Below are 23,445 nucleotides of genomic sequence, written 5' to 3' on the forward strand. Positions count from 1 at the left end.
TCCCCTCCGCCTCAGTGCGGAAATTTGGTGTCGATGAACTGGATGGTGAAATCCCACGGATTGGGCTCGAAGCCGTTCGCGGCGATGAACTTCGGGCGCCCCTTCTCCCACAGCTCGCGCAGCGCGCCCTGCATCCCCGCCGGGAAGTTCATCCGCGCCACCACCATCTCGCGCCAGCTGCCGGTAAGGCCGAACGCGGCGCGGAGCTTGGGCTCGGCGTTGCGCAACTGCTCGTCATCCTCGGGATCGAGGAAGCCGATCGCGTCCATCACGTAGCAGTCGAGCAGCCGGAGAAAGGGCTTGCCGTCATAGCGGCTGGGCGTGGTCATTTGGCGGCCTTCTTCGCTTGCATCGCCTCGCGGAAGCGGCGCGCCCAGCCGGGCTTCACCTCCTGCCGGGCGCGGGTGATGCCGAGCGCATTGGCCTCGACATCGGCGGTCACCACCGAGCCGGCGCCGATGATCGCACCGTCGCCGACCTTGACCGGCGCGACCAGCGCACTGTTCGACCCGACAAAGGCGCCATGGCCGATCTCGGTGCCATATTTGAAGAAGCCGTCATAATTGCAGGTGATCGTGCCCGCGCCGATATTCGCGCCCGATCCGACCTTCACATCGCCCAGATAGGTGAGGTGGTTAGCCTTGGCGCCGGGGCCGAGCACGGCCTTCTTGGTCTCGACGAAATTGCCGATCTTGCTGCCCTGCTCCAGCACCGTGCCGGGGCGCAGGCGCGCATAGGGGCCGACCTGCGCGCCGCTGAGGATCGTCGCCCCCTCGATATGGCAGAAGGCATGGATCACGACCTTGTCGGCGATGGTGACGCCGGGACCGAAAAAGACATTGGGCTCGATCGTCACGTCGCGGCCGACCTTTGTGTCGTGCGCGAACCACACCGTCTCGGGCGCGATCAACGAGGCGCCGTCGGCCATCGCCTCGGCCCGGCGGCGGCGTTGCCAGACCAGCTCGGCATGCGCGAGCTCGGCGCGGCTGTTGATGCCGAGCACCTCGGCCTCGGGTGCTTCGACCACCACCGAACGGTCGCCGTCGCGCGTGGCGAGCGTGACGATATCGGGGAGATAATATTCGCCCGCCGCATTCTTGTTCTCGACGCGCTCGAGCAGCGGCCAGAGATCCTTCGCGCGCACCGCCATCACGCCCGAATTGCAGAGCGTCTCCGCGCGCTGGGTGGCGCTCGCATCCTTCCACTCGACCATGACGAGGATGCGCCGGTCGCTGTCGGCGACGATGCGGCCATATTGGGCGGGGTCGGCGGGGCGGAAGCCGAGCACGGCGATCTTGGGGTGATCGTCGCCGCCGAGGCGCTTGACCAGCCCCGCGATCGTCTCGGTGCGCAGGAAAGGCACGTCGCCGAAGCAGACCACCGCGACGCCGTCGAAATCGGCGAGCGCGGACTTGGCCTGGAGCGCGGCGTGCGCGGTGCCGTGCTGATCCTCCTGCACCACCGTCTTGACCCCGAGCGGCGCGACCGCGACCTCGACCTGCTCGCGCAACGACCCGACCACCACCACGCGCTCGCTCGCGCCCGCGGCGTCGAAGCTGTCGATCAGATGGAGCAGCATCGCCCGCCCGGCGATCGGGTGGAGCACCTTGTGCAGATCGGACTGCATCCGCGTGCCCTTGCCCGCGGCAAGGATGATCGCGGCGATTGGTGCGGTCATTGGCCCTCCATTCCCCGATGCCCCTGCCACGAAGAACTTGCCATTTCCATAGCGTGGCGGGATGGCGGGCGCCGCGATGCACAATTTCTTCGATATCGTGGGGTTCGACCTCGACGGGACGCTGTTCGATACCGCCGCGGATATCGCCGCGGCGGCCAATCATGTGCTGGCGCTCGAGGGACGTACGCCGCTGCCGGCCGCGGCGCTCAAGCCGATGATCGGGCTGGGCGGACCGCACCTGCTCGAACAGGCGCTGAAGGCCACCGGTGGATGCGATGAGGGCGCGGTAGCGCGGCTCTTTCCCGAATGGCTACGCTACTATGGCGGCAATCTGGTGCACGAGACACGGCCCTTTCCGGGGCTGATCGCGGCGATGGACGCGCTCGATGCTCGTGGGGTCAAGATCGCCATCGTCACCAACAAGCGCGAGGCGTTCGCGGTGAGCCTGGTCGAGCAATTGCGGCTGACGCACCGCTTCGCCACCATCATCGGCGGCGACACGATGGGACCGGGAAACGCCAAGCCCTCGCCGTTGCCGATCGAGGAGATGATCCGGCGATGCGGCGGCGGGCGCGCGGCGTTCGTGGGGGACTCGATCTTTGACACGCTCGCGGCGAAGCGCGCGGGCATTCCGAGCATCGCGGTGAGCTTCGGCTTCCTGCAGGGGCCGGTCGAGGAACTGGAGGCCGACGCGGTGATCGACCATTATGACGCGCTGATCCCCGCGCTGGAGCGGCTGGGGTCAGCCTGATTCCTTTTGCTGGGCCACATGATTGGCAAGCGTGCGGCTGGTCATCCAGATGTCGCCGCTGTCGGAAGCGAGTTGGACAACATAGGTCACTGCCCAGACCTCCTTCGCGATAAGGCGCGTCGCGAAGAATGTCGTGGTCTCTCCGGCATCGATCACGGCGACACGGTCCGTATCGTCGGCGACCGACTCCTCCACCCAATCCGAGACACGCGTTGTCGTGACGCGATCGCCACTCCTGCTTTCGAGGGTCAATGTCGCCCGGGGATTCCAGATGGGATTCGACCCGATATTCTTCACGATCACGGAAATCGCGTGGAGCAGGTCACCGTTTGGCGAGGCGATGATATCCACGCTGATGCTCATTTCGGCGCGCACCGAAAACGTGCGGCCGCGAAAAAAGCGATAATAGGAAAAGACCCCGCCAAGCAGCAGGAAAATCATGGTCGCGACGCTGCCGATCGCTGCGATCGCATCCTTGTTCGCGCGGAATAGCTCCAACGTCAAATAGCCGCGCCGTACCGAACCGCCGATCAGCAAGGTTGCGGCAAGCAGCAGAAATATCGTCGCGAAGAACGAATAATGCCGCCCCCGCAAATTCCTCAGCCAAATGCCCACAGCAATAGCCCTATGATCAAAACCATTGCAGCGATCATGAGTGCAAGAGGCGGGACCGGAGCCCGATGGCGGCGCATCATGTCGAATCCTCCACGGCTTTGTACCGTACGCCTTTTCTTGCATATCCGAGCGCGCTTTCCTTACAAAAAACACGCTCGATCATGACGTGGCCCGAGGCCATGTCCGCATTTTGGAGGTATCTGGGTTCGCTATTCCCGCTTGTTCTTCAGCTCGTGCAGCAAGATCGAATTGCCGTCCGTGTCGGCGATCACCCGCATCCGGCAGACGGGCGAGTGGATCAGGTCGCTCTTGAAGGTCACTCCCTTGGTCTCGAGATCGGCGCAGAGCGCGTCGAGATCGTCGACCTCGAACGCGATCGTCCCGCCCGCGCTCGACGAGGGCGTCTCGCCGGTGACGGTGGTGATCGCGAAGCAGCCGCCGCCGGGCATGTCATATTCGACCCAGGGCACGCTTTCGGGCGCGCTGCTCCTGGTGAAGCCGAGCGTCCCTTCATAAAAGGCGCGGGCAAGCCCCATGTCGGTGACGGGGTACATGGTGAAGGCGACCTTGCGAAACATGCGGGTTCTCCCCCTCAGCCGGGGACATGCCCCTTGCGCCATTTGGTATAGAGGTGCCGCGCGAGCATCAACGGCGGCATGCGCAGCTGGTGTGAGCGGAGATAGAAGGCGAAACGGGTGAGCTTGCGGGTCTGCCGGCCCCAGCCGTCACGGGCGAGCAGGCGGCGCGCGAAGAGCGGGTCCATGCTGTCCCACACGCGCCAGCTTTCGGGGATCGGCGTGCCGTAATGGTGGTTCGCCTGGCGCGCGGCGCGGGCGACGGCACTGGAGAGGCCGTGATGCGCGGCGCGGGCTTCGAGGCCGGCGGTTCCGAATTCCGCGATCAGGCAATGGATGTCCCAGAGGTTCCTCAGGCCCCCCGCGAGGTCGCCATCGGCGAAAAGATGTGCGGCGGCGTGGCAGAGCATGTCGTTGGGATTCAGGATGCGAAGGTTGTTTTCGAGCGGGAGGCTGTCGGCGATCAGGCCCTCGGCATCGGGGCGGATGCGCGCCGTCAGCGGCAGGATCGTGTGGTGGACATCGATCATCCGGTCGCGCTCGCGATGGATCAGCGGGGGGAGTTCGTGCATCCAGCGGCGATAATAAGCGTCATCATAAGGATCGGGCTTGACCCATTCCCAGCCCGCCACGAGCAACGCCGCCTCGGCCTCGCCGATCCGTTCGCGGGGGACGAGGATGTCGAGATCGCCGATATGGCGGCCCATGCCCGCCGAAAGCCCGGCGGCGACGAAGGCGGTGCCCTTGAGGAGCACCAACGGCATCCCGAGCGGCGCAAGCGCGCGGCGTGCCATCTCGGCTTCCCAGAGCGCGGCCACCCTGCCCTGTTCGGCCGAGGCCCGCGCGTCGGCGAGGATGCGCGCGGCGGCTTGCGGCATGGGCAGGCCGTCGAGCCGGTGGGCGAGCGTACCGATCAGCTGTTCGGCGCGGGCGATGGCGAGGAGCGTGGTCCAGCCGTTCGCGTCGAGGCCGGCGGTGGAAGCCGGGTCGCGGAGCGCGCGGGTGAGGATCGCGGCGCTCACCGCGTTCCCCATAGCCGCTCGACCTGCGCGATCGCGGTGTCTGTGTCGGGATAGTCGATCGCGTGCGCGGGCACGGCTTTCACCAGCCCGGTCAGCGCATCGAAGCCGCGTTCGCCGAGCGACATGTAGTTGGTAGAAGCCTGGGTCAGCCGGACGAATGCCTCGCTCGGCAGCACCTCGCGCTCCTCGGCCGCGAAGCCGAAGCTGGGGAAGAGGATCAGCTCGGGGCTGGCGGGTTCGGCCATGGCCGCGATGGCGCGGGCGTCGGGGACGAGGTGGCGGAGGGTGCCCTTGGGGGTGCCTTCCATGATCTCGCCGAAGCGGGCACCCGGAAGCGCGGCCTGCACCACCGGCAGCGCCTCGTTCTTGAGGCTGATCAGCCGCGGGAAGCCGTGGATCAACCCGGTCGCGGGATCGACCAGCGCGAACTCGTCGCCCATCAGCCGCCAGCCGCGCGCCATCAGCAGCGCCGCGAGCGTCGATTTGCCCGCGCCCGAAATGCCGGTCATCAGCAGCGCCTTGCCGTCGCGTTCGACGGCCGAGGCGTGGAGCAGCAGGTAACGGCGCTGGCCGAGCGCCATCTGGAGGTTCATCCCCATTTCGGCGGCGAGCAGGCCCATCTCCAGCGGGAGCGGCGCGGCATCGGGGATGACGAAGTCGCCCGCGATATGGACCGAGGGGCGGATGAAACGGCGCCAGGGGCGGGCGGCGAAGAGGTGGACGTTGAAGTCCGGAATGCCCCCGTCGGGCTTGGGGTAATCGCGGTAGAGGTCATCCAGCGCGGCGATGGGCGCGCGCCAGTCGCTGCCGATGCGGAAGCCCATGGGCCCGATGCGGAGGCTGGTGACGTGCCTCATCTCCGCTCGACCAGCCCCGCGGTGACGAGTTCGTCGAGGCGCACCGCGAGCGCCATGGGGTCGGCGTCGGCGAGGTCGAAGCGTTCGGCGAGGCGGGCGAGCAGGCCATCGACGGTGAGCGCCTCCTCGCCCAACGCCTCGAGGATCTCGGGTACGGGCGCATCGACGATATGGGTGATGCCCGAGGCGCGGTGGTAGATCAGGGTGAGGGCATCGAGGGGCACGATGCGGAGGGTTGCGGGCGGCGCGGCGCGGTAGGCGGTCACGGCGTAACCTTACGATGGGGGATCAACGGCGCGCCCCAACCACGGCCTCAGCCGCGCGGCATCTGCAGCGAGGCGAAGCAGGTGAAGCCGCTGGTGCCCGATTGCAAACGGCGGATGTAGTTGGTGTAGGCGCGGCTCTGCTCGTAGCTGGCGCCGGGCAGCGTGCCGCCATTCAGCGCATTCTTGACGTCCTGCGCCTTGAACGGCGTGCCGGGGCCCGGAAAGGCGCCCTGCGTCCCCGCGGGCACCACGCTGCCGTCGGGCGCGATATAGCTGCCCGCGCGGCCGCCGTCGGGCACCGGGATCTCGCAATGCAACACCGACGCGCTGGTCTGCGCCAGCGCGGGGCGGATCGAGACGATCGCCGATGCGCTCGCGGCGCCCAGCATCAGCGCGCGGCGGCTGGCCTTCGGTGTCTTGTTTTCATCGCCCATGATCGCACCTTCCTGCGCCCCGCGCTCTTTCGCAATCGTAAATCGGCGCTAGAGCTACACGGGATGCCCCCGCTGCTTGGAAAACGCGCGCTGTTGGCGCTGGCGATCATCGCGGCTGCCGCGGTGGCGGGATTCCTGCTCAACGGCGATCTGCAGGAGGCACTGATCGTGCTGGTCGCGGGCGTCGCGGCAGTACTGCTCGCGAGCAGCGTGGGCGACCCCGCCCCTGCTCCCGCCGCGCCGGTGCCAGGCCCCAGCGAGCCGCCAGTCGGCGAGATGATCGAGGTGATCGCCGAGCCGGTGCTGGTGATCGCCGGGAATCGCGTCGTCTCCGCCAACCGCGCCGCGCGCGCGCTGCTCGGCCAGCATATCCTGGGCGAGGATGTCCGCATCGCGATCCGCCACCCCGCCGCGGCCGAGCGGCTGCTCAACCCCGCCGAGGCGACGCCAGGCGCGCCGATCCATCTCGTCGGGCTGGGCACGCGGGACCAGCGCTGGGAAATGCGGGTGCGCGACATGGGCAATCTGCGCGTCGTGCATCTGACAGACCGTACCGGCAGCTATGCGACCGAGCGGATGCGGGTCGATTTCGTCGCCAATGCCAGCCATGAGCTGCGCACCCCGCTCGCCTCGCTGCTCGGCTATGTCGAGACGCTGCAGGACGAGGCGGGCGAGGACGCGCAGGTCCGCGGCCGTTTCCTCAAGATCATGCATGTCGAGGCGCAGCGGATGCAGCGGCTGATCGACGATCTGATCTCGCTCAGCCGGATCGAGGCCGACAAATACCGCAAGCCCGGCGACACGATCGACCTCGCCGAGCTGATCGACGAGGTGCGCTCCGAACTGTCGGCGGGCGTCGACACCCGCGCCGACGACATCGTCCTCGACCTGACCGACGTTCCCCCGGTGCGCGGCGACCGCTCGCAGATGAGCCAGCTGCTCCACAATATCGTCGGCAACGCGATGAAATATGGCCGCGAGGGCACGCCGATCACCCTGGCGCTCGGCACCGGCAATGACGGGATGGTGCGCCTCAGCGTCTCGGACGAGGGCGAGGGCATCGCGCCCGAGCATCTCCCGCGCCTCACCGAGCGCTTCTACCGCGTCGATTCGGGGCGTAGCCGGGCGATGGGCGGCACCGGCCTGGGCCTCGCGATCGTCAAGCATATCGTCGAGCGCCACCGCGGCCGGCTCGACATCGTCAGCAGCGTCGGCAAGGGCACCAGCGTGGTCATCCTGCTCCCGGCGCAGCGCTGAGGCCCGGCCCCTGAAACCTGGGCTGTCATGAACCTGTCACGCAGGTGACCCAAGGCGTCCATGGGGCGCGCAGCATCACCCGAAGCCCCTAAACCGGAAACCCCCGAGACAGGAGGCGGCGATGCGTAACCGGCTGACTCTTCTCGCTTTTGTGGCGTGCGCGCTCGGCGCTTGCAGCGGCAGCGCGACTCGGGAGATCCGAGTCGTCGGATCGTCGACGGTGTTCCCCTTCACCACCGCGGTCGCCGAAGCCTTTGTCAACGCCGACAAGAGCCGCAAGACGCCCGTCATCGAATCGACCGGCACCGGCGCCGGGTTCAAGGAATTCTGCAAGGGCGTCGGCGCGCAATTCCCCGACATCGCCGATGCCTCGCGCCGAATGAAGCGCTCCGAATATGACGGGTGCCAGAAGAACGGCGTCGGCGACATCATGGAGATCCAGATCGGCGTCGACGGCATCGTCATGGCCGAATCGAACAACGGCCCCAAGATGGCGCTGACCCGAAAGGACATCTATTTGGCGCTCGTCGCCAATCCGATGGGCAAGCCCAACACCGCCAGGACGTGGCGCGACGTCAATCCGGCACTGCCGGCGATCCCGATCCAGGTGTTCGGCCCACCCTCGACCAGCGGCACGCGCGATGCCTTTGCCGAGCTGATCATCGAGCCCGGCTGCCTTGCGGTCTGGCCCGAGGCGGCGGCGCTCAAGAAGGACAGCGACCCCTCCAAGTTCGAAATGGCCTGCCGCCGCATCCGCGACGACGGGCCCTATGTCGACAAGGGCGAAAACGACAATCTGATCGTCCAGGGCCTGAACCAGAACCCCAATGCGCTCGGCATCTTCGGCTATTCCTACATGGAGGAGAACAAGGGTACGCTCCACGGCGTCACCATCGACGGCACGCAGCCCAGCTATGAGACGATCGCCAGCACCCAATATCCCGGCGCGCGGCCGCTCTACCTCTATGTGAAGAAGCGCCACCTCAATGCGGTTCCGGGCCTCCCGGCCTTTCTCCAGCTCTATGCGGCCTTGTGGGACCCGGCCGGCCCGCTCGCGAAGCACGGGCTGATCGCCGCATCGCGGACGGTGCGCAACACTTCGCTCGACATCATCAACAACGGGATCGCGCTCGATCCCGAGAAGCTGCCCTGACGCTTTGAACGCCTTCGCGCTTCTGTTCCTGATCGCCGGACTAGGCCTGATCGGCTGGCTGACCGGCCGCGCGCGCGCGGTGCGGTTCGATCGCGGCGCGCGCGGGCGGGTGAATTCGCTGCCGTCGCAGCATGGCTGGTATGTGGCGCTGTGGACGTTGCTGCCGGCCTTGCTGTTCGTCGCGGTGTGGAGCGCGGTGAGCCCGGGGCTAATCCGCCAGGCGGTGCTCGAGCATCCCGCCGCCGCCAAGCTTTCCGACTTCGCGTTCGAGCGCGACGCGGTGATCGACGAGGCCGGGCGGGTCGCCGCCGACCCCCGGGCGAGCGCGTTCAACCCGATCGCCGCGGAGCTTGCCCCCGCGGTACGCGAGGCGCGGTCGCGCTATGGCTGGATGGGCGGCGGGACGGCGATGCTGCTCGCCTTTGCGGGCGGCGCCTTCGCCTTTTCGCGGCTGAGCGTGGATTTCCGCGCGCGCACAAGGGTCGAGCGATGGGTGATGCTGATCCTGCTGCTCGCCTCGCTGATCGCGATCCTGACGACGATCGGCATCTTCCTGTCTTTGCTGTGGGAATCGCTGCGCTTCTTTTCGGCGGTGTCTCCGGTCGAGTTACTGTTCGGCACCCATTGGAGCCCGCAGGTGATCGACCCCAAACATCCGGGCGCGTCGCTGGGCGCGGTGCCGCTCTTCTGGGGGACCTTCTTCATCGGCGCGGTGATCGCGATGATCGTCGCGATCCCGTTCGGGCTGATGAGCGCGATCTATCTGACCCAATATGCGCCGGCACGTGTACGCGCCTGGATGAAGCCGATGCTCGAGATTCTCGCGGGCGTGCCGACCGTGGTCTATGGCTATTTCGCGGCGCTCACCGTCGCGCCGGCGGTGCGCAACCTCGCGGTGGCGCTGGGCGACACCTATGCGAGTTCCGAAAGCGCGCTGGCGGCGGGGCTGGTGATGGGGGTGATGATCATCCCCTTCGTCTCCTCGATGGCTGACGATGCGATCGCGGCGGTGCCGACCGCGATGCGCGACGGGTCGCTCGCGATGGGCGCGACCACCAGCGAGACGATCGGCCGGGTGCTGATCCCCGCTGCGCTGCCCGGCGTGGTCGCGGGCGTGCTGCTCGCGGTCAGCCGCGCGATCGGCGAGACGATGATCGTGGTGATGGCCGCGAGCGGCGCGGCGAACGTCACGCTCAACCCGTTCGAAAGCGCCACCACCGTCACCAAGCAGATCGTCGACCTGCTGACCGGCGAGGCCGAATTCGACAGCCCCAAGACACTCGCCGCCTTCGCGCTGGGGCTGACGCTCTTCGTCATCACGCTGCTGCTCAACATCTTCGCGCTACGCGTCGTGAAGAAATACCGGGAGGCGTATGAATAGCGCCCGCACCCCCACCGACTGGAAGGGCACGGCGATGCAGGCGCGCATCCGCCGGCGCTACCGCTCCGAGCGCGCGTTCAAGCTGGCCGGGCTGGCGGCGGTGATCCTGTCCGCGGCGTTCCTCGCCTTCCTGCTCGTCACGATGGCGTGGAACGGCGCGGGCGGCTTCACGCGCACCGAGGTGGCGCTGAAGCTCGATTTCCCGGCCATGGCGCTGCCGGTCACGCCGACCCAGCTGCGCTCCCCCGCCGCCGATCTGGCGCTGAGCGGCGCCGGCCTGAAGAATGCGGTCGAGACGGCCGGCGAGGGCTGGGTCTCGGACAGCGCATGGATGAAGGTGCGCGACGCGATCAAGGCCGATCCGTCGATGCTTGGGCGGAGCCAGGTCATCTGGTTGCCCGCATCGCCCGCCGTGGAAGCCGAAATGCGCGGCGGCCCCGATGCCGGGCTGGAAGTACATGTGCTCCAGAGCCGGGGCCTGGTGCGCACCGGCTTCAACTTGGATTTCCTGACCGCCAGCAATTCGACCGACCCGACCGCGGCGGGCATCTGGGGCGCGCTCAAGGGGTCGCTGCTGACGATGCTGGTCACCTTCCTGATCGCCTTCCCGGTCGGGGTGCTCTCGGCCATCTATCTCGAGGAGTATGCGGCGCGGAACCGCTGGACCGACCTGATCGAGGTCTCGATCAACAATCTCGCGGCGGTGCCCTCGATCATCTTCGGGCTGCTCGGGCTCGCGGTGTTCCTCGGCACCTTCAGCCTGTTCGGCCACACTATCGGCCCGCTCTTCCCGCGATCGGCGGCGGTGGTGGGCGGGCTCACGCTCGCGCTGATGATCATGCCCGTGATCGTCATCGCCAGCCGTAACGCGATCAAGGCCGTCCCGCCCTCGATCCGCGACGCCGCCTATGCGGTAGGCGCGAGCCGGGTGCAGGTGGTGTTCCACCACGTCCTGCCGCTCGCGCTGCCGGGCATCCTCACGGGCACGATCATCGGCATGGCGCGGGCGCTGGGCGAGACCGCGCCCCTGCTGCTGATCGGGATGCGCGCCTTCATCGTCACCCCGCCCGAAGGCTTCACCGATCCCTCGACCGTATTGCCGGTGCAGATCTTCCTCTGGTCCGACGAGGTCAGCCGCGGCTTCATCGAGAAGACCAGCGCCGCGATCATCGTGCTGCTCGTCTTCCTGCTCGCCATGAACGGGCTCGCCATCTACCTTCGCAACAAATTCGAGACCCGCTGGTGATGACCGATCGCGTCCCCTCCTCCCCCAAGATGTCGGCGCGGGGCGTCAATGTGAGCTATGGCGGCACGCCCGCGATCCAGGACGTGTCGATCGATATCGACATGGAGAATGTGACGGCGTTCATAGGCCCGTCGGGCTGCGGCAAATCGACCTTCCTGCGCACGCTCAACCGGATGAACGACACCATCCCGAGCGCGAAGGTGACCGGCGACATCACCCTCGACGGCGAGGATATCTATTCCGCGGCGATGGACGTGGTGCAGCTGCGCGCGCGGGTCGGCATGGTGTTCCAGAAGCCCAATCCCTTCCCCAAGTCGATCTTCGAGAATGTCGCATACGGCCCGCGCATCCACGGCCTTGCCGCGTCGCGGCCCGACATGGAGGCGATCGTCGAGCGCTCGCTCAAGCGGGCGGGCCTGTGGGATGAGGTCAAGGACCGTCTCAGCGACAGCGGCACCGCGCTTTCGGGCGGGCAGCAGCAGCGGCTGTGCATCGCGCGTGCGATCGCGGTCGATCCCGAAGTCATTCTGATGGACGAGCCCTGCTCGGCGCTCGATCCGATCGCCACCGCCAAGATCGAGGAGCTGATCCACGAGCTGCGCGGCCGCTATGCGATCGTGGTCGTGACGCATAACATGCAGCAGGCGGCGCGTGTTTCGCAGCGCACGGCCTTTTTCCATCTCGGCCAGCTGGTCGAATATGGCGCGACCGACGACATCTTCACCAATCCGCGCCAGGAGCGCACCAAGGATTACATCACCGGAAGGTACGGATGATGGCCAGCAGCCACGAACATACCGTCAAGGCTTTCGACCAGGATATCGGCCAGCTGCGCGCGCTGATCAGCCAGATGGGCGGGCTGGCCGAAGAGGCGATCCACGACGCGATGAAGGCGCTCCAGCGGGGCGACATCAGGCTCGCCGAAACGGTCCGCGGCAAGGACAAGGCGATCGACGCGATCGAGCTCGAGGTCGAGCGGCTCGCGGTCAGGGTGATCGCGCTGCGCGCGCCGATGGCGGACGACCTGCGCGAGGTGGTGGCGGCGCTCAAGATCGCCGCGGTGGTCGAGCGGATCGGCGACTATGCCAAGAACATCGCCAAGCGCGTGCCGATGATCCATGCCGAGGGCGAGGAGCGGATCGAGGCGGTCTCGCTGCTCCCGGCCATGGCGCAGCTCGCCAGCGACATGGTCCATGACGTGCTCGACGCCTTTTCGGCGCGCGATTACGAGGCCGCGGCCGCGGTCTGCCAGCGCGACAGCGCGCTCGACGATTTCTACGACTCGATCTTCCGTACCTTGGTCACCTTCATGATCGAGAATCCCCAGACGATCAGCCAGGTCGCGCACCTGCTGTTCGTCGCCAAGAATATCGAACGCATCGGCGATCATGCGACCAACGTCGCCGAGATGGTCTATTTTGCAGCGACCGGCCGCTACCTGACCGATCGCGAAGCCAACGAACAGGGCGACAGCTAATGGCACGGGCAAGAATGTTACTCGTCGAGGACGATGCGGCGCTGGCCGAACTCGTCACCTGGCACTTCAAGCGCGAGGATTTCGACGTCAAGCACACTCCTGACGGCGAGGAGGCATTGCTGCTCGCCAAGGAAGCGACGCCGGACATCGTCCTGCTCGACTGGATGGTCGAGGGGATTTCGGGGATCGAGGTCTGCCGGCGCCTGCGCCGCATGCCCGAGACCGCCAACATTCCGATCATCATGCTCACCGCGCGCGGCGAGGAAGAGGACCGCGTCCGCGGACTCGAAACCGGGGCGGACGATTATGTCACCAAGCCCTTCAGCCCGCGCGAGCTGGTCGCGCGCGTCGGCGCGGTGCTGCGCCGCGTGCGCCCGGCGCTCGCCGGCGAGGCGCTGACCTATGCCGACATCGAGATGGACACGGTGGGCCACAAGGTCCGCCGCGGCGGCGAGGTCGTGCCGCTGGGCCCCACCGAATTCCGCCTGCTCAAGCATTTCCTCGAACATCCCGGCTGGGTGTTCTCGCGCGAGCGGCTGCTCGACGCGGTCTGGGGGCATGACAGCGATATCGAGAGCCGCACGGTGGACGTCCATATCCGGCGGCTGCGCAAGGCGATCAATCGCGGCGACAAGCCGGATATCATCCGGACGGTGCGTTCAGCGGGCTATGCGCTGGATTCGGGAGCCTAACGCCCCCTCCTGCGTTAGCCGCGCGAGCATCCCCCTCGCTCGAGTAATGCCAGGAGAGTAAAATGAAGCTGATTGCCATCGCAGCAGCCTCGTTCGTCGCCTTCGCCGCCACCCCGGCGATGGCGCAAACCGTCGCGCCGACCCCGCCCGACGAGGTCCAGACCGTGGATGACCCCAAGGGCGGCTATCAGCCCACCCAGCCGCTGTTCAGCGCCCCGCCGCAGCCGGGCCAGACGGTGATCTTCGTGCCCAGCACCCGGACCCCGACCGAGGCCTATCCCCCGCCTCCGCCGCAGCGCTCCTACCCCATCTGCAAGCGCAACCAGTTCGACAATTGCCGCCAGCGCGGCGGCTGATCCGCTTGCAACGCCGGGAACCGGGGTGGCCATGATGCACCCGGTTCCCCTTTGCCCGATCCGGGCCTAGGAAGCGCTCCAAAGGAGAGCTTCCATGACCATTTCGTTCAAGGACCGCGTCGCGATCGTCACCGGCGCCGGCGGCGGGCTCGGCCGCGCCTATGCGCTCGAACTGGCGCGGCGCGGGGCGAAGCTGGTCGTCAACGATCTGGGCGCGAGCCGCGACGGCACCGGCCATTCGGATGCAGCCCTGGCGGTGGTCAGGGAGATCGAGGCGCTCGGCGGCGAGGCGATGTCGAACGGCGGCAGCGTCACCGAATATGACCAGATGGTCGCGATGGTCGCCGCGGCGAAGGAGCGCTGGGGCCGGATCGACATCCTGATCAACAATGCGGGCGTCTTGCGCGACAAGAGTTTCGCCAAGATGGAGCCCGCCGACTTCGATTTCGTGGTCAAGGTCCATCTGATCGGCTCGGCGAATTGCACCAAGGCGGTTTGGGACACGATGCGCGAGGCCAATTACGGCCGCATCCTGATGACCGCCTCCTCAACCGGGCTCTACGGGAATTTCGGCCAGGCCAATTACGGCGCGGCGAAGCTGGGTCTGGCGGGGCTGACCAAGACGCTCCACCTCGAGGGTGCGAAGTTCAACATCAAGGTCAACACGCTCGCGCCGGTCGCGGGGACGCGGATGACCGAGGACATTTTCCCCGAAGCCGCTTTCAAGATGTTCGCGCCCGAAAATGTCGCGCCCGCGGCATTGTTCCTGGTGTCAGAGGACGCGCCGACCAACGCGATCGTCGGCGCGGGCGCGGGGGTTTTCCAGTCGGCGTTCGTGACGCTGACGCCGGGGGTGCGGCTGCAGGGCGAGGAGCTATCGCCCGAAGGCGTGGCGGCGCACTGGGCGCAGATCACCGACCGGACCGGCGAGATCGTGCCGAATTCGGGTGCGGAGCAGAGCATGCTGATCCTGGGAAAGCTGCAATAGCTCCATTCCTCCCCGGAACGGGGAGGGGGACCATCCGAAGGATGGTGGAGGGGCCGCGCCGCAGGCGCGGTTGTCGCTCGCCGCACGGGATACCGCCGTCTGCGCGGCGGCCCCTCCACCACCGCTTCGCGGCGGTCCCCCTCCCCGTTCCGGGGAGGAATAGTACCGTATTGCTACACTAATACACCTATGCTATACGCCTCCCAACGAAGGAGGAGGATTCCATGTATAGCGAGAGCGATCTTGCGAACGCGGTGGAGGCAGGGGTGATGACCCAGGCCCAGGCCGATGCGTTTCGCAACCATATCGCCGAGGGCCGCTCGGCGCCCGCGGTCGATGAAGAGCATTTCAAGCTGCTGACCGGCTTCAACGACATCTTCGTCGCGATCGCGACGCTGCTGATCCTCGTCGCGGTGGGCTGGATCGGCGCCTATATCGGCGGCCACACCTTCAACATCCAGCGCGGCGGACCGGTCGAGATCGGCGCGACCGTTTCCACCGGCGCGTTTGTCGTCGCGATCACCAGCTGGCTGCTCGCCGAATATTTCACCCGCCAGCGCCGCATGGCGCTCCCCTCGATCCTGCTGTTGCTGGGCTTTGCCTGGGGTGTCTTCGCCGGCGTCGGCGCGCTCTTCGCCGCCAACACGCCCTGGCTCGCCGAGCAGCTCCATATCGACCTCAACGACGAGATCCGGATGAAGCAGCTGGTGGGCGGCATCGCGATCGTCGTCGGGGTGATCACCGCGGCCGCGACCTGGATCCACTGGCGCCGCTTCATGGTGCCGATCACCGCCGCGGTGGGCGCGGCAGCGCTCGTAACCGTCGCGATCGGATCGATCATGGCCTTCGTCCCCGGTTCGGAGGACTGGCTGAACTATATCGTCCTCGCCGCCGGCCTGATCGTGTTCACCTTCGCGATGCGCTGGGACATGTCGGACCTCGAGCGCCGGACGCGCCGCAGCGATGTCGCCTTCTGGCTCCATCTGCTCGCCGCGCCGCTGATCGCGCATCCGATCTTCCACATGCTCGGCGTGTTCGACGGCAATATCAGCATCGCGATCGCGGTGGTGGTGCTCGGCCTCTATGTCGCCTTCGCGTTCGTGGCGCTGGCGATCGACCGCCGCGCGCTGCTCGTCTCGAGCCTCGTCTATGTCCTGTACGCCATGTACTCGCTGTTCGAATCGACCGGCGCGGTCGAGCTCAGCGCGGCGCTGACGGGGCTGGTGATCGGATCGGCGCTGCTGCTGCTCTCGGCCTTCTGGCAGCCGGTGCGCCGCGGCGTGGTGAGCCTGCTCGGCGGGCTGGGCGGCAGCTTGCCCCCGACGCAGCAAGTCGTGACGGCCTGACGTCCACAGGCCGGACAAGCGAAGGGCTCGGGAGGCGACTCCCGGGCCCTTTTTCTTTGTCCGTCATCCCGGCGAAAGCCGGGATGACGGCAATTAGTCGGAGACAAGCTTCATCAGCCGCCGTTCGATCGGCGCCAGCACCGGGCCCAGCTCGTGCCCGCGCTTGAGCACGGTGCCGCCCTCCCCCACCAGCGCCCACATGCCCTGGCGGTTGCGCAGCGCCGGGCGCTTCTCGATCCGGTATTCGGGGCGTTCGGCGGCGCGGCGGAAGCAGGCGAAGACCGCGGCATCGGCGTCGAGCTGGATCGCATAGTCGCGCCAATGCCCCGCCGCGACCATCCGGCCATAGAGATCGAGGATGCGGGTAAGCTCGATACGCTCATAGCCGACCTGGGTCGGCTTGCTCAACGGCAGCGGGGTCACCGTCCCCATTCAGGTGGTCCGCTCAGGCCGAATCGCGCTGCTCCTCGCGGCGCCCTTGATCTTCCTTGGCGTCACGCTCGGCGATCATCGTGTCGAGCCGCTTGCGCAGCGTCTCCAGCTCGCAACGCATGATCTCAAACTTCTGCGTCGCGGGATCGAACATCTGGCTGCACGGCGTGCCATAGGGGACGAAGCCGTGCTGGACATCGGCCGCGTCCATCAGCACCGGCCGCGCCGGAATGCCGACCATCACCGCACCCGGTGCCACATCCTTGGTGACGACCGCATTGGCGCCGATCCGGGCGCCTTCGCCCACGGTGACCGGCCCCAGCACCTGCGCGCCCGATCCGATGATCGCGCCGTCGAGGACGGTCGGATGGCGCTTGCCCGCAACGCCGTTGTCGGGGCTGGTCCCGCCCAGCGTCACGCACTGGTAGATCGTCACATCGTCGCCGATCTCGGCGGTCTCGCCGATCACGGTGAAGCCATGGTCGATGAAGAAGTTGCGGCCGATCTTCGCGCCCGGATGGATGTCGATCGCGGTCATCCAGCGCGACCAGTGATTGACGGCGCGCGCGAGGAAGAACCAGTTGCGGCGATACAGCGCGTGCGCGAGCCGGTGATAGCCGAGCGCCCATACCCCCGGATAAAGGAGAATTTCCATGCGCGACCGCGGCGCGGGATCGCGCGCCTTGATCGAATCGAGATAAGCGACGAGTCGCTGGAACATGGCCGGTCCCCTTTATCGGGCTCCCACATAATGCCTATCCTGGCCGATTTCCAGAACACCCCATCACCATCTTGTCCCGTCTAAACACTATGTATCTTGTAGGATATCGAACCAAAGGCCAGTTCTGGCGTTCTGACAGCGCAACAAAGGGGCGGCATGTTCTACGGACTCGATCTCACCGCGATGCTGCCCTTCATCCTGGTGGGCTTCGCGGCGCAGGCGGTGGACGGCGCGCTGGGCATGGCGTTCGGCGTGATCAACTCGACCCTGCTGGTGAGCTTCCTGGGGGTACCCCCGGCGCACGCCTCGGCGATGGTCCATGCGGTCGAGACCTTCACCACTGCCGCCTCGGGCGCGAGCCATGCGCTCCATCGCAACGTCAACTGGAAGCTGTTCGCGCGCCTGGTGATCCCCGGAATGATCGGCGGATTCCTCGGCGCCTATGTGCTCAGCAGCATCGACGCCTCGGTCGCCAAGCCCTTCGTGATGGCCTATCTCGCCGCGATCGGCGTCTATCTTCTCTATCGCGCGTGGCGCGGGCGGGTGGAGCCGCGCGAGCCCAGGATCATCGAGCCGCTGGGCCTCGCCGGCGGGTTCCTCGACGCGGCGGGCGGCGGCGGCTGGGGGCCGGTGGTGACCAGCAACCTGCTCGTCCAGGGCGCTTCGCCGCGCGAGACGATCGGCACGGTCAACACCGCCGAATTCTTCCTGACCGCCACCATTTCGGCGACCTTCATCGCGACGCTCGGCTGGGCGGCGTTCACGCTCCAGACGCTCGGGATCCTGGTCGGCGGGCTGATCGCGGCGCCGATGGGCGGCTGGCTCGCCAAGCATGTCCCCGCCCGTCCGCTGATGGCGATGGTCGGCGTGCTGCTGACGATCACCAGCGCCTATACGATCTGGAAGGCGCTTTCCTGAGTCCTTGTTGGTTTCAGCTTCGCTGAAACGTGCGGCACCAGCCCGCTCCCCCACCCGGCCTCCCTTACTTTAGTGGCCTAGGGGAGGCCGGGTGGGGGAGCGGGCTGGTGCCGCTCATCGCCGTGAGGCGATCAAACCAAACTCAGTTCACCGCCGCATGCACCGTCGCGACGGCCTTGAGAACCGCGCCGTAGCGCACCGCATCCTGGACCACCTGCGCGGGCACGCCGTGCTGCTTCAGCACCTTTTCATGCGCGTCGATGCACATGCCACAGCCGTTCATCGCGCTCACCGCGAGGCTGAACAGCTCGAAATCGGCCTTGTCGATCCCCGGCGCGCCGATGACGTTCATCCGCAGACGCGCGGGCATGCGCGAATATTCGTCGTTCGAGGCGAGATGGGTGAAGCGGTAATAGACATTGTTCATCGCCATCACCGCCGCCGCCGAACGCGCGGCATTGGCGGCCTCGGGGCTCAGCTTGCCCTCGGCTTCGGCCTCGACGGCTTCAACCAGCGGCCGATAGCCGGTGCCGTGCGCACAGGCGAGCAGCAGGCCGTACTTTCGCTGGTCGCCCAGCGTCTGATCATTGGCGAGCGAACCGGCGTTGAGCCGGATATCCTTGGCGAAATCGGGGAGCGCTTCGGCGAAGGCCTTGAGCGACATGGGGCATACTCCAAGCCTCCCCTCCCGTGAGCCGGGAGGCGGATCACAAGAAGGGAGGGGGTGGCGCGGGGCGAAAGGGGGGAGGATGCCCCGCGCCGGGGGTTCGATAGGGAGATCTGTCAGGCAGCCGGACGGAGGACCTCGTCGCCCTTGTTCCAGTTGCACGGGCAGAGCTCATCGCTCTGAAGGGCGTCCAACACCCGCAATGTTTCCTGCGGATTTCTGCCGACGTTGAGCCCGTTGACCTGGACCGCCTGGATGACGTTATCGGGATCAACCGTGAAGGTGGCGCGGTAGGCGACATGCGCGTCCTTGTCGATGATGCCCAGCGCCCCGGCGAGCTTGGCGCCATTGTCGGCGAGCCAGGGGAAGTCCGCCGCGGCCAGATCCGGGTCCGACTTGCGCCAGGCGAAATGGACGTGCGCGGTATCGGTCGAGGCGCCGATCAGCACCGCGTCGCGATCCTCGAAATCGCCCTTCAGGCCGGCATAGCCGACAATCTCGGTCGGGCAGACGAAGGTGAAGTCCTTGGGCCAGTAGAAGACGATCTTCCACTTGCCGGGAAAGGCGGTGGTGACGTCGAGCGTCTCGCCCGCGGGCAGCGCATTCGTCCCCTGCTGGACGGGAACGGTGATGGACGGGAAGGTGTCGCCGACGGTCAGCATTGAGCCTGATCTCCTGGTTGGATTTTGCGGTGCAGCACGGTGTCTGCTGCGGTGCGATATAGCCATGCGGGTTGAGTGTGCCAATCGCTTATTCTCTGGTCATTGATCGATTTTACCGATAAATGACTGCCCGGGATGACGACCTATCTTCCGACGCTGAAACAGCTCCAATATCTGCTCGCGCTCCACGATTCCGGGCATTTCGGACGTGCCGCGGACGCATGCTTCGTGACCCAATCGACGCTTTCGGCGGGAATCCGCGAGCTGGAAACGCTGATCGGGGTGGTGCTGGTCGAGCGGACGCGGCGTGTGGTGCGCTTCACGCCGCTGGGGGAGCGCATCGTCGAGAAGGCCCGGCGCGTGCTGCGCGAGGCCGACGAGCTGGGCGATCTCGCCCGCGCCGCCGGGCGGCCACTGTCGGGCGAGATGCGGATGAGCGTGATCCCGACGATCGCGCCCTTCATGCTCCCGCGCATCCTGCCGCGGCTGCGAAAGGAATATCCCGACCTCCAGCTCTATCTTCGCGAGGAGACCAGCGGCCAGGCGTGCGAGGCGCTGGCGCATGGCCGTGCGGATTGCGTGCTGCTCGCCCTCCCCTTCGCCTGCGGCGATGTCGAGGCGGCGCCCTTGTTCGACGATGCGCTCCATGTCGCGTTCCGCGAAGGCGAGATCGAGCCCGCCCCGCCCGCGATCAGCCCGGCCGATATCGACGCGACCCGGCTGCTGATGCTCGAGGACGGACATTGCCTGAAGGACCATGCGCTGGCCGCCTGCAACCGCCCCGAACTGCGCGCCGAGGCGACGATGCTGGGAACGTCGCTGCACACCATGGTGCAGATGGTCGATAACGGCCTGGGCGTGACGATGCTGCCGCAAATGGCGATCGACGCGGGGATATTGGAGCACACGCATGTGACCTCCCGCCCGCTCGATGCCGAGAATGCGGCGCGCAAGATCGCGCTGGTGTGGCGGCGGGCGAGTCCGAGGGAGCGGGACTTCCGGTTGCTGGCGGGGGTGCTCGCGGCGGCGCGTTAGGTCCACCGCTCCGCCGCCGCCCCATCCGAGGCCTTGGCTTCCACCCACGCCGCCTCCCCGCCGCGCTTCTCCTGCTTCCAGAAGGGCGCGTCGGTCTTCAGCCGGTCGATCAGATAGGCGCAGCTTTCGAGCGCCTCCTTTCGGTGCGGCGCGGCGGTGGCGATGAAGACGATATGGTCCCCCGGAACCATCGCGCCGACGCGGTGGACGATCGTCACGCCGAGCAGCCCCCAGCGCGCGAACGCTTCCTCGGCCAGCCCGATCAGCGCGCCTTCGGTCATGCCCGGATAATGTTCGAGCGTGAGTTCGGTGACCCCGCCATCGCCGCGCACCGTGCCGATGAAGCTGGCGATCCCCCCCGCCCCCTTGATCTCGACCGCGGCGAGCTCGGCGGGCAAGTCGATCGGCGCGGGCTGGACCGAGACGTTGATCATCCGCCGGTCACCGGGGGGAAGAGCGCGACTTCCTTCGCATGGCCGAGTTCGGCATCGAGCGGCACAAAGGCCTGGTCGATCGCGGCGCGCAACTTCGCCGGCTCGCGCATCGCTTCGGCATGGCCGGGGCTCAGCCCGCCGAGCCAATCGATCAGGTCCGCCACGGTACGCACCGCCTGCGGGGGATCGAGCGTCTCCGCCCCCGTCCCGATGCGTTCGCGCACCCAGGCGAAATAAAGCAACTGCATCAGCTATCCATGTGCTTGAGGCCGACGCGCAGATAATCCCAGCCGGTGATCGCGGTCAGCGCCGCCGCGCCCCATAGCGCGACCAGCCCGACATCGTGCGTCCAGCCCCAGGCCGGCACCGCGTGGCTGAAGATCAGGAAGCCGAGCGCGCCGAGCTGGAGCGTCGTCTTCCACTTGGCGAGCGCCGAGACGGGGACCGACACCTGGATCCCGCCCAGGAACTCGCGCAGGCCCGAGACCGCGATCTCGCGCACCAGGATTACCAGCGCGGGGATGATGTGAAGGTCCGCCACCACATTCTTCGCCACCAGCATCAGGATCACCGCGGCGATCATGATCTTGTCGGCGATCGGATCGAGGAACTGGCCGAGCTTCGAGACGGTGCCCTGCGCGCGGGCGAGATAGCCGTCGAAATAATCGGTCACGCCCATCAGCGCGTAGATCGCGAAGGCAATCGCATAGCCCAGGTCCCAATCGGGCCACCAGAGAAAGGCTGCGAGCAGCGGCACGGTGACGATCCGGGAAAGCGTGAGGATATTGGGCAGGGTCAGCATGGCGGGGATGTAGCACCGTGGCTTCCAACCTTCCACCGTCACCCCGGCCGCGTTGCAGGGGTGACGGTGGAAGGTTGGGGACAACCGCCCCACCCGAATCCGCATTGCCGCCGCGGCCGCGGCTCGGCTATGCCCGCGCATCGTTTCGCAATACCGAGGGTACGAACACCGCATGATCACCGTCGGCTTGCTCACGAAGCGCCGCTTCCTGCCCCTGTTCGTCACCCAGTTCCTGGGCGCGTTCAACGACAACCTCTTCAAGAACGCGATGATCTTCTTCGCGACCTATCAGGTCTTCAACAGCGAAGCGGCGGAGACCCAGTTCAGCGCGATCGCGCAGGGGCTGTTCATCCTGCCCTTCTTCCTCTTCTCCGCGCTCGCCGGCCAGATCGCCGACAGCTACGACAAGGCGAAGATCATGCGGATCATCAAGGTGGCCGAGATCATCATCATGCTGATCGGCGGCACCGGCATCCTGATCGGCAATATCCCGCTGATGCTCACCGCCTTGGTCGGCATGGGAATCCATTCGACCTTTTTCGGCCCGATCAAATACGCGATCATCCCCCAGCACATGGCCGAGGATGAGGTGCTGGGCGGCACCGGCCTGGTCGAGGCGGGCACCTATATCGCGATCCTGGGCGGCACGATCGCGGGCGGCACGATCCCGGATTACCGCATTTCCGCCGCCGCGGTGGTCGCGGTGGCGGTGATCGGCTGGCTCGCCTCGCGCCAGATCCCGCCCGCCCCGCCCGTCGCCAAGCTCAAGCTCGACTGGAACATCATCCGCTCGTCCTACCGCCTCGTCGCGGCGACGCTCCACATCCGCCGCCTTTATCTGGCGATCGTCGCGATCAGCGTGTTCTGGACGATCGCGGCGGTGCTGGGCGTACTCTTCCCGCCGCTCGTCAAGAATGTGTTCCACGCGCAAAAGGACGTCGCGAGCGTCTTCCTCGGCGTGTTCGCGAGCGGGATCGCGATCGGATCGGTAATCATCAACCGGATGCTCAAGGGCCGCGTCTCGGCGCGCTACTCGCCCGTGTCGGTGCTGGTGATGGCGCTGTTCGTCGGCGATTTCTATTTCGCCGCCTCGACCTGGGGCGCCGACAGCGGGCCGCTGCTCAAGACACTCGAGTTCATCGCCTATCCGGGCGCGTGGCGTGTGCTGCTCGACCTGGCGATGATCGCGATCACCGGCGGCATGTTCGTCGTGCCGCTCTACGCCTTCCTGACGACCACGGTCGACAAGTCGCAGACCTCGCGCACGGTGGCGGCGAACAACATCGTCAACTCGGCCTTCATGGTCGGCGGCTCGCTGGGGATATTGGGGGTGACCAAGCTGGGCGTCGGCGTGGCCGAGGCGATCCTGGTGGTGCTGCTGCTCTGCGTGGCCTCGGCCTGGTGCGGCTGGCGGCTCTATCAGGCCGAGAAGGCCCACGAACTCGACAGCCGGGTGCATGTCGACGAGTAACCCTGTGTCCCTCTCCCCTTGATAGGGGAGAGGGAAGGAATCAGAGCAAGAACGTCGTGAAGCAGATGAAGAAGGCGCCGAAGCTGAGCAGGAACAGCTTCAGGTCGCCATCGTCGCGCCGCTTGCGCTCGACGGCGCGGGCCACGCGGACGGTTTCGCGGATCGGGTGGCGGCGCGCGTGTTGCGCGAGGAGGAGCTGGTGTTGCATG

The 23,445-nt window shown here is 66.9% G+C and carries 30 protein-coding genes; 14 read left to right on the plus strand and 16 right to left on the minus strand.

Going from position 1 to position 23,445, the window contains the following annotated elements:
• Positions 1 to 11 precede the first annotated feature (11 nt).
• Positions 12 to 329 carry a hypothetical protein gene (locus OF829_RS00240; RefSeq protein ID WP_264937939.1) on the minus strand — a complete coding sequence of 106 codons (318 nt, stop codon included), beginning with the start codon at positions 327 to 329 and terminating at the stop codon, positions 12 to 14.
• Complete coding sequence (gene glmU, locus OF829_RS00245) at positions 326 to 1,678, minus strand: bifunctional UDP-N-acetylglucosamine diphosphorylase/glucosamine-1-phosphate N-acetyltransferase GlmU (protein ID WP_264937940.1); 1,353 nt, start codon at positions 1,676 to 1,678, stop codon at positions 326 to 328. The genes OF829_RS00240 and glmU overlap by 4 nt, the downstream gene beginning before the upstream one ends.
• Positions 1,679 to 1,739: 61 nt before the next feature.
• Here glmU and OF829_RS00250 point away from each other — a divergent pair, with 61 nt between their 5' ends.
• Complete coding sequence (locus tag OF829_RS00250; protein ID WP_264937941.1) at positions 1,740 to 2,429, plus strand: HAD family hydrolase; 690 nt, start codon at positions 1,740 to 1,742, stop codon at positions 2,427 to 2,429.
• Here the strand turns inward: OF829_RS00250 and OF829_RS00255 are convergent.
• From OF829_RS00255 to OF829_RS00280, 6 genes are all read right to left on the minus strand, one after another.
• Positions 2,421 to 3,044 (minus strand): hypothetical protein, encoded by a 624-nt coding sequence (locus OF829_RS00255; protein ID WP_264937942.1) that lies wholly within the window; start codon positions 3,042 to 3,044, stop codon positions 2,421 to 2,423. The genes OF829_RS00250 and OF829_RS00255 overlap by 9 nt on opposite strands.
• A 209-nt stretch (positions 3,045 to 3,253) precedes the next feature.
• Entirely contained in the window at positions 3,254 to 3,622 is a 369-nt protein-coding gene (locus tag OF829_RS00260) for a VOC family protein (RefSeq protein ID WP_264937943.1), read from the minus strand.
• A gap of 14 nt (positions 3,623 to 3,636) precedes the next feature.
• Positions 3,637 to 4,653 carry a nucleotidyltransferase domain-containing protein gene (locus tag OF829_RS00265; protein ID WP_264937944.1) on the minus strand — a complete coding sequence of 339 codons (1,017 nt, stop codon included), beginning with the start codon at positions 4,651 to 4,653 and terminating at the stop codon, positions 3,637 to 3,639.
• Positions 4,638 to 5,498, minus strand: a complete 861-nt coding sequence (locus tag OF829_RS00270; RefSeq protein WP_264937945.1) for an HprK-related kinase A — start codon at positions 5,496 to 5,498, stop codon at positions 4,638 to 4,640. Before OF829_RS00270 ends, OF829_RS00265 begins: the two co-directional genes overlap by 16 nt.
• Positions 5,495 to 5,764, minus strand: a complete 270-nt coding sequence (locus tag OF829_RS00275; RefSeq protein ID WP_264937946.1) for an HPr-rel-A system PqqD family peptide chaperone — start codon at positions 5,762 to 5,764, stop codon at positions 5,495 to 5,497. Before OF829_RS00275 ends, OF829_RS00270 begins: the two co-directional genes overlap by 4 nt.
• A gap of 47 nt (positions 5,765 to 5,811) precedes the next feature.
• Positions 5,812 to 6,198, minus strand: a complete 387-nt coding sequence (locus OF829_RS00280; RefSeq protein WP_264937947.1) for a hypothetical protein — start codon at positions 6,196 to 6,198, stop codon at positions 5,812 to 5,814.
• Between the two features lie 63 nt (positions 6,199 to 6,261).
• Here OF829_RS00280 and OF829_RS00285 point away from each other — a divergent pair, with 63 nt between their 5' ends.
• The 10 genes from OF829_RS00285 (at position 6,262) to OF829_RS00330 (ending at position 16,094) form a co-directional block, all read left to right on the plus strand.
• Positions 6,262 to 7,455, plus strand: coding sequence for an ATP-binding protein (locus tag OF829_RS00285; RefSeq protein WP_264937948.1), 1,194 nt, complete (start codon positions 6,262 to 6,264; stop codon positions 7,453 to 7,455).
• Positions 7,456 to 7,576: 121 nt separating this feature from the next.
• The gene (locus OF829_RS00290; protein WP_264937949.1) at positions 7,577 to 8,608 is read left to right on the plus strand and encodes a substrate-binding domain-containing protein; all 1,032 of its coding nucleotides are present in this window, start codon (positions 7,577 to 7,579) and stop codon (positions 8,606 to 8,608) included.
• A 4-nt stretch (positions 8,609 to 8,612) separates the two neighbouring features.
• A complete protein-coding gene (gene pstC / locus OF829_RS00295) occupies positions 8,613 to 9,989 on the plus strand; it encodes a phosphate ABC transporter permease subunit PstC (RefSeq protein WP_264937950.1) in 1,377 nt (458 codons plus the stop codon).
• Positions 9,982 to 11,235 carry a phosphate ABC transporter permease PstA gene (gene pstA, locus OF829_RS00300; RefSeq protein ID WP_264937951.1) on the plus strand — a complete coding sequence of 418 codons (1,254 nt, stop codon included), beginning with the start codon at positions 9,982 to 9,984 and terminating at the stop codon, positions 11,233 to 11,235. The genes pstC and pstA overlap by 8 nt, the downstream gene beginning before the upstream one ends.
• Positions 11,235 to 12,011 carry a phosphate ABC transporter ATP-binding protein PstB gene (gene pstB, locus OF829_RS00305; protein WP_264938778.1) on the plus strand — a complete coding sequence of 259 codons (777 nt, stop codon included), beginning with the start codon at positions 11,235 to 11,237 and terminating at the stop codon, positions 12,009 to 12,011. Before pstA ends, pstB begins: the two co-directional genes overlap by 1 nt.
• The gene (gene phoU, locus OF829_RS00310; protein ID WP_264938779.1) at positions 12,011 to 12,712 is read left to right on the plus strand and encodes a phosphate signaling complex protein PhoU; all 702 of its coding nucleotides are present in this window, start codon (positions 12,011 to 12,013) and stop codon (positions 12,710 to 12,712) included. Before pstB ends, phoU begins: the two co-directional genes overlap by 1 nt.
• On the plus strand, positions 12,712 to 13,404 hold the full coding sequence (phoB, locus tag OF829_RS00315) for a phosphate regulon transcriptional regulator PhoB (RefSeq protein WP_264937952.1): 693 nt from the start codon (positions 12,712 to 12,714) through the stop codon (positions 13,402 to 13,404). The genes phoU and phoB overlap by 1 nt, the downstream gene beginning before the upstream one ends.
• Before the next feature lie 62 nt (positions 13,405 to 13,466).
• Positions 13,467 to 13,760: a hypothetical protein gene (locus OF829_RS00320; protein ID WP_264937953.1), complete on the plus strand. Its 294-nt coding sequence runs from the start codon at positions 13,467 to 13,469 to the stop codon at positions 13,758 to 13,760.
• A gap of 94 nt (positions 13,761 to 13,854) precedes the next feature.
• Positions 13,855 to 14,748: an SDR family NAD(P)-dependent oxidoreductase gene (locus tag OF829_RS00325; RefSeq protein WP_264937954.1), complete on the plus strand. Its 894-nt coding sequence runs from the start codon at positions 13,855 to 13,857 to the stop codon at positions 14,746 to 14,748.
• Between the two features lie 224 nt (positions 14,749 to 14,972).
• A complete protein-coding gene (locus OF829_RS00330; RefSeq protein ID WP_264937955.1) occupies positions 14,973 to 16,094 on the plus strand; it encodes a hypothetical protein in 1,122 nt (373 codons plus the stop codon).
• Positions 16,095 to 16,187: 93 nt separating this feature from the next.
• On the opposite strand, the gene OF829_RS00335 is transcribed toward OF829_RS00330, so the two are convergent.
• Together OF829_RS00335 and epsC are read right to left on the minus strand one after the other, a co-directional pair.
• Positions 16,188 to 16,526: a DUF2794 domain-containing protein gene (locus OF829_RS00335; RefSeq protein ID WP_264937956.1), complete on the minus strand. Its 339-nt coding sequence runs from the start codon at positions 16,524 to 16,526 to the stop codon at positions 16,188 to 16,190.
• 13 nt (positions 16,527 to 16,539) lie between these two features.
• Positions 16,540 to 17,247 carry a serine O-acetyltransferase EpsC gene (gene epsC / locus OF829_RS00340; protein ID WP_264937957.1) on the minus strand — a complete coding sequence of 236 codons (708 nt, stop codon included), beginning with the start codon at positions 17,245 to 17,247 and terminating at the stop codon, positions 16,540 to 16,542.
• A 156-nt stretch (positions 17,248 to 17,403) separates the two neighbouring features.
• Here epsC and OF829_RS00345 point away from each other — a divergent pair, with 156 nt between their 5' ends.
• Positions 17,404 to 18,165: a sulfite exporter TauE/SafE family protein gene (locus OF829_RS00345; RefSeq protein WP_264937958.1), complete on the plus strand. Its 762-nt coding sequence runs from the start codon at positions 17,404 to 17,406 to the stop codon at positions 18,163 to 18,165.
• Positions 18,166 to 18,307: 142 nt separating this feature from the next.
• On the opposite strand, the gene OF829_RS00350 is transcribed toward OF829_RS00345, so the two are convergent.
• Positions 18,308 to 18,829, minus strand: coding sequence for a carboxymuconolactone decarboxylase family protein (locus tag OF829_RS00350; protein ID WP_264937959.1), 522 nt, complete (start codon positions 18,827 to 18,829; stop codon positions 18,308 to 18,310).
• A 119-nt stretch (positions 18,830 to 18,948) separates the two neighbouring features.
• Positions 18,949 to 19,494 carry a peroxiredoxin gene (locus tag OF829_RS00355; protein ID WP_264937960.1) on the minus strand — a complete coding sequence of 182 codons (546 nt, stop codon included), beginning with the start codon at positions 19,492 to 19,494 and terminating at the stop codon, positions 18,949 to 18,951.
• A gap of 135 nt (positions 19,495 to 19,629) precedes the next feature.
• Between OF829_RS00355 and OF829_RS00360 the strand changes: the two genes are divergently transcribed.
• Positions 19,630 to 20,529 (plus strand): hydrogen peroxide-inducible genes activator, encoded by a 900-nt coding sequence (locus OF829_RS00360; RefSeq protein WP_264937961.1) that lies wholly within the window; start codon positions 19,630 to 19,632, stop codon positions 20,527 to 20,529.
• Here OF829_RS00360 and OF829_RS00365 read toward each other — a convergent pair.
• Genes OF829_RS00365 through pgsA form a run of 3 tightly spaced genes read right to left on the minus strand, consistent with a single transcriptional unit; the run spans position 20,526 to position 21,765 of the window.
• Positions 20,526 to 20,963: a molybdenum cofactor biosynthesis protein MoaE gene (locus tag OF829_RS00365; RefSeq protein WP_264937962.1), complete on the minus strand. Its 438-nt coding sequence runs from the start codon at positions 20,961 to 20,963 to the stop codon at positions 20,526 to 20,528. The two genes, OF829_RS00360 and OF829_RS00365, sit on opposite strands and share 4 nt — an antisense overlap.
• Entirely contained in the window at positions 20,960 to 21,211 is a 252-nt protein-coding gene (moaD, locus tag OF829_RS00370) for a molybdopterin converting factor subunit 1 (protein ID WP_264937963.1), read from the minus strand. The genes OF829_RS00365 and moaD overlap by 4 nt, the downstream gene beginning before the upstream one ends.
• Positions 21,211 to 21,765 carry a CDP-diacylglycerol--glycerol-3-phosphate 3-phosphatidyltransferase gene (pgsA, locus tag OF829_RS00375; RefSeq protein WP_264937964.1) on the minus strand — a complete coding sequence of 185 codons (555 nt, stop codon included), beginning with the start codon at positions 21,763 to 21,765 and terminating at the stop codon, positions 21,211 to 21,213. Before pgsA ends, moaD begins: the two co-directional genes overlap by 1 nt.
• A gap of 172 nt (positions 21,766 to 21,937) precedes the next feature.
• On the opposite strand from pgsA, the gene OF829_RS00380 reads away from it, so the two are divergent.
• Complete coding sequence (locus OF829_RS00380) at positions 21,938 to 23,236, plus strand: MFS transporter (RefSeq protein ID WP_264937965.1); 1,299 nt, start codon at positions 21,938 to 21,940, stop codon at positions 23,234 to 23,236.
• Positions 23,237 to 23,276: 40 nt separating this feature from the next.
• On the opposite strand, the gene OF829_RS00385 is transcribed toward OF829_RS00380, so the two are convergent.
• A complete protein-coding gene (locus OF829_RS00385) occupies positions 23,277 to 23,444 on the minus strand; it encodes a hypothetical protein (protein WP_264937966.1) in 168 nt (55 codons plus the stop codon).
• Between the last annotated feature and the right edge of the window lies 1 nt (position 23,445).

The sequence above is a fragment of the Sphingomonas caeni genome, from assembly GCF_026013415.1.
In the GTDB taxonomy this organism is placed as follows: Bacteria; Pseudomonadota; Alphaproteobacteria; order Sphingomonadales; family Sphingomonadaceae; genus Sphingomonas; species Sphingomonas caeni.

Coding starts and splice junctions, on each gene's coding strand:
- OF829_RS00355 (WP_264937960.1), bottom strand. CDS start 19,494: ATGCTGACCGTCGGCGACACCTTCCCGTCCATCACCGTTCCCGTCCAG.
- OF829_RS00285 (WP_264937948.1), top strand. CDS start 6,262: ATGCCCCCGCTGCTTGGAAAACGCGCGCTGTTGGCGCTGGCGATCATC.
- OF829_RS00320 (WP_264937953.1), top strand. CDS start 13,467: ATGAAGCTGATTGCCATCGCAGCAGCCTCGTTCGTCGCCTTCGCCGCC.
- OF829_RS00265 (WP_264937944.1), bottom strand. CDS start 4,653: ATGGGGAACGCGGTGAGCGCCGCGATCCTCACCCGCGCGCTCCGCGAC.
- glmU (WP_264937940.1), bottom strand. CDS start 1,678: ATGACCGCACCAATCGCCGCGATCATCCTTGCCGCGGGCAAGGGCACG.
- OF829_RS00350 (WP_264937959.1), bottom strand. CDS start 18,829: ATGTCGCTCAAGGCCTTCGCCGAAGCGCTCCCCGATTTCGCCAAGGAT.
- OF829_RS00260 (WP_264937943.1), bottom strand. CDS start 3,622: ATGTTTCGCAAGGTCGCCTTCACCATGTACCCCGTCACCGACATGGGG.
- moaD (WP_264937963.1), bottom strand. CDS start 21,211: ATGCAGTTGCTTTATTTCGCCTGGGTGCGCGAACGCATCGGGACGGGG.
- OF829_RS00365 (WP_264937962.1), bottom strand. CDS start 20,963: ATGATCAACGTCTCGGTCCAGCCCGCGCCGATCGACTTGCCCGCCGAG.
- phoB (WP_264937952.1), top strand. CDS start 12,712: ATGGCACGGGCAAGAATGTTACTCGTCGAGGACGATGCGGCGCTGGCC.
- OF829_RS00290 (WP_264937949.1), top strand. CDS start 7,577: ATGCGTAACCGGCTGACTCTTCTCGCTTTTGTGGCGTGCGCGCTCGGC.
- pstA (WP_264937951.1), top strand. CDS start 9,982: ATGAATAGCGCCCGCACCCCCACCGACTGGAAGGGCACGGCGATGCAG.
- OF829_RS00280 (WP_264937947.1), bottom strand. CDS start 6,198: ATGGGCGATGAAAACAAGACACCGAAGGCCAGCCGCCGCGCGCTGATG.
- pgsA (WP_264937964.1), bottom strand. CDS start 21,765: ATGCTGACCCTGCCCAATATCCTCACGCTTTCCCGGATCGTCACCGTG.
- OF829_RS00385 (WP_264937966.1), bottom strand. CDS start 23,444: ATGCAACACCAGCTCCTCCTCGCGCAACACGCGCGCCGCCACCCGATC.
- epsC (WP_264937957.1), bottom strand. CDS start 17,247: ATGTTCCAGCGACTCGTCGCTTATCTCGATTCGATCAAGGCGCGCGAT.
- phoU (WP_264938779.1), top strand. CDS start 12,011: ATGGCCAGCAGCCACGAACATACCGTCAAGGCTTTCGACCAGGATATC.
- OF829_RS00380 (WP_264937965.1), top strand. CDS start 21,938: ATGATCACCGTCGGCTTGCTCACGAAGCGCCGCTTCCTGCCCCTGTTC.
- OF829_RS00345 (WP_264937958.1), top strand. CDS start 17,404: ATGTTCTACGGACTCGATCTCACCGCGATGCTGCCCTTCATCCTGGTG.
- OF829_RS00325 (WP_264937954.1), top strand. CDS start 13,855: ATGACCATTTCGTTCAAGGACCGCGTCGCGATCGTCACCGGCGCCGGC.
- OF829_RS00240 (WP_264937939.1), bottom strand. CDS start 329: ATGACCACGCCCAGCCGCTATGACGGCAAGCCCTTTCTCCGGCTGCTC.
- OF829_RS00270 (WP_264937945.1), bottom strand. CDS start 5,498: ATGAGGCACGTCACCAGCCTCCGCATCGGGCCCATGGGCTTCCGCATC.
- OF829_RS00250 (WP_264937941.1), top strand. CDS start 1,740: ATGGCGGGCGCCGCGATGCACAATTTCTTCGATATCGTGGGGTTCGAC.
- OF829_RS00330 (WP_264937955.1), top strand. CDS start 14,973: ATGTATAGCGAGAGCGATCTTGCGAACGCGGTGGAGGCAGGGGTGATG.
- OF829_RS00360 (WP_264937961.1), top strand. CDS start 19,630: ATGACGACCTATCTTCCGACGCTGAAACAGCTCCAATATCTGCTCGCG.
- OF829_RS00335 (WP_264937956.1), bottom strand. CDS start 16,526: ATGGGGACGGTGACCCCGCTGCCGTTGAGCAAGCCGACCCAGGTCGGC.
- pstB (WP_264938778.1), top strand. CDS start 11,235: ATGACCGATCGCGTCCCCTCCTCCCCCAAGATGTCGGCGCGGGGCGTC.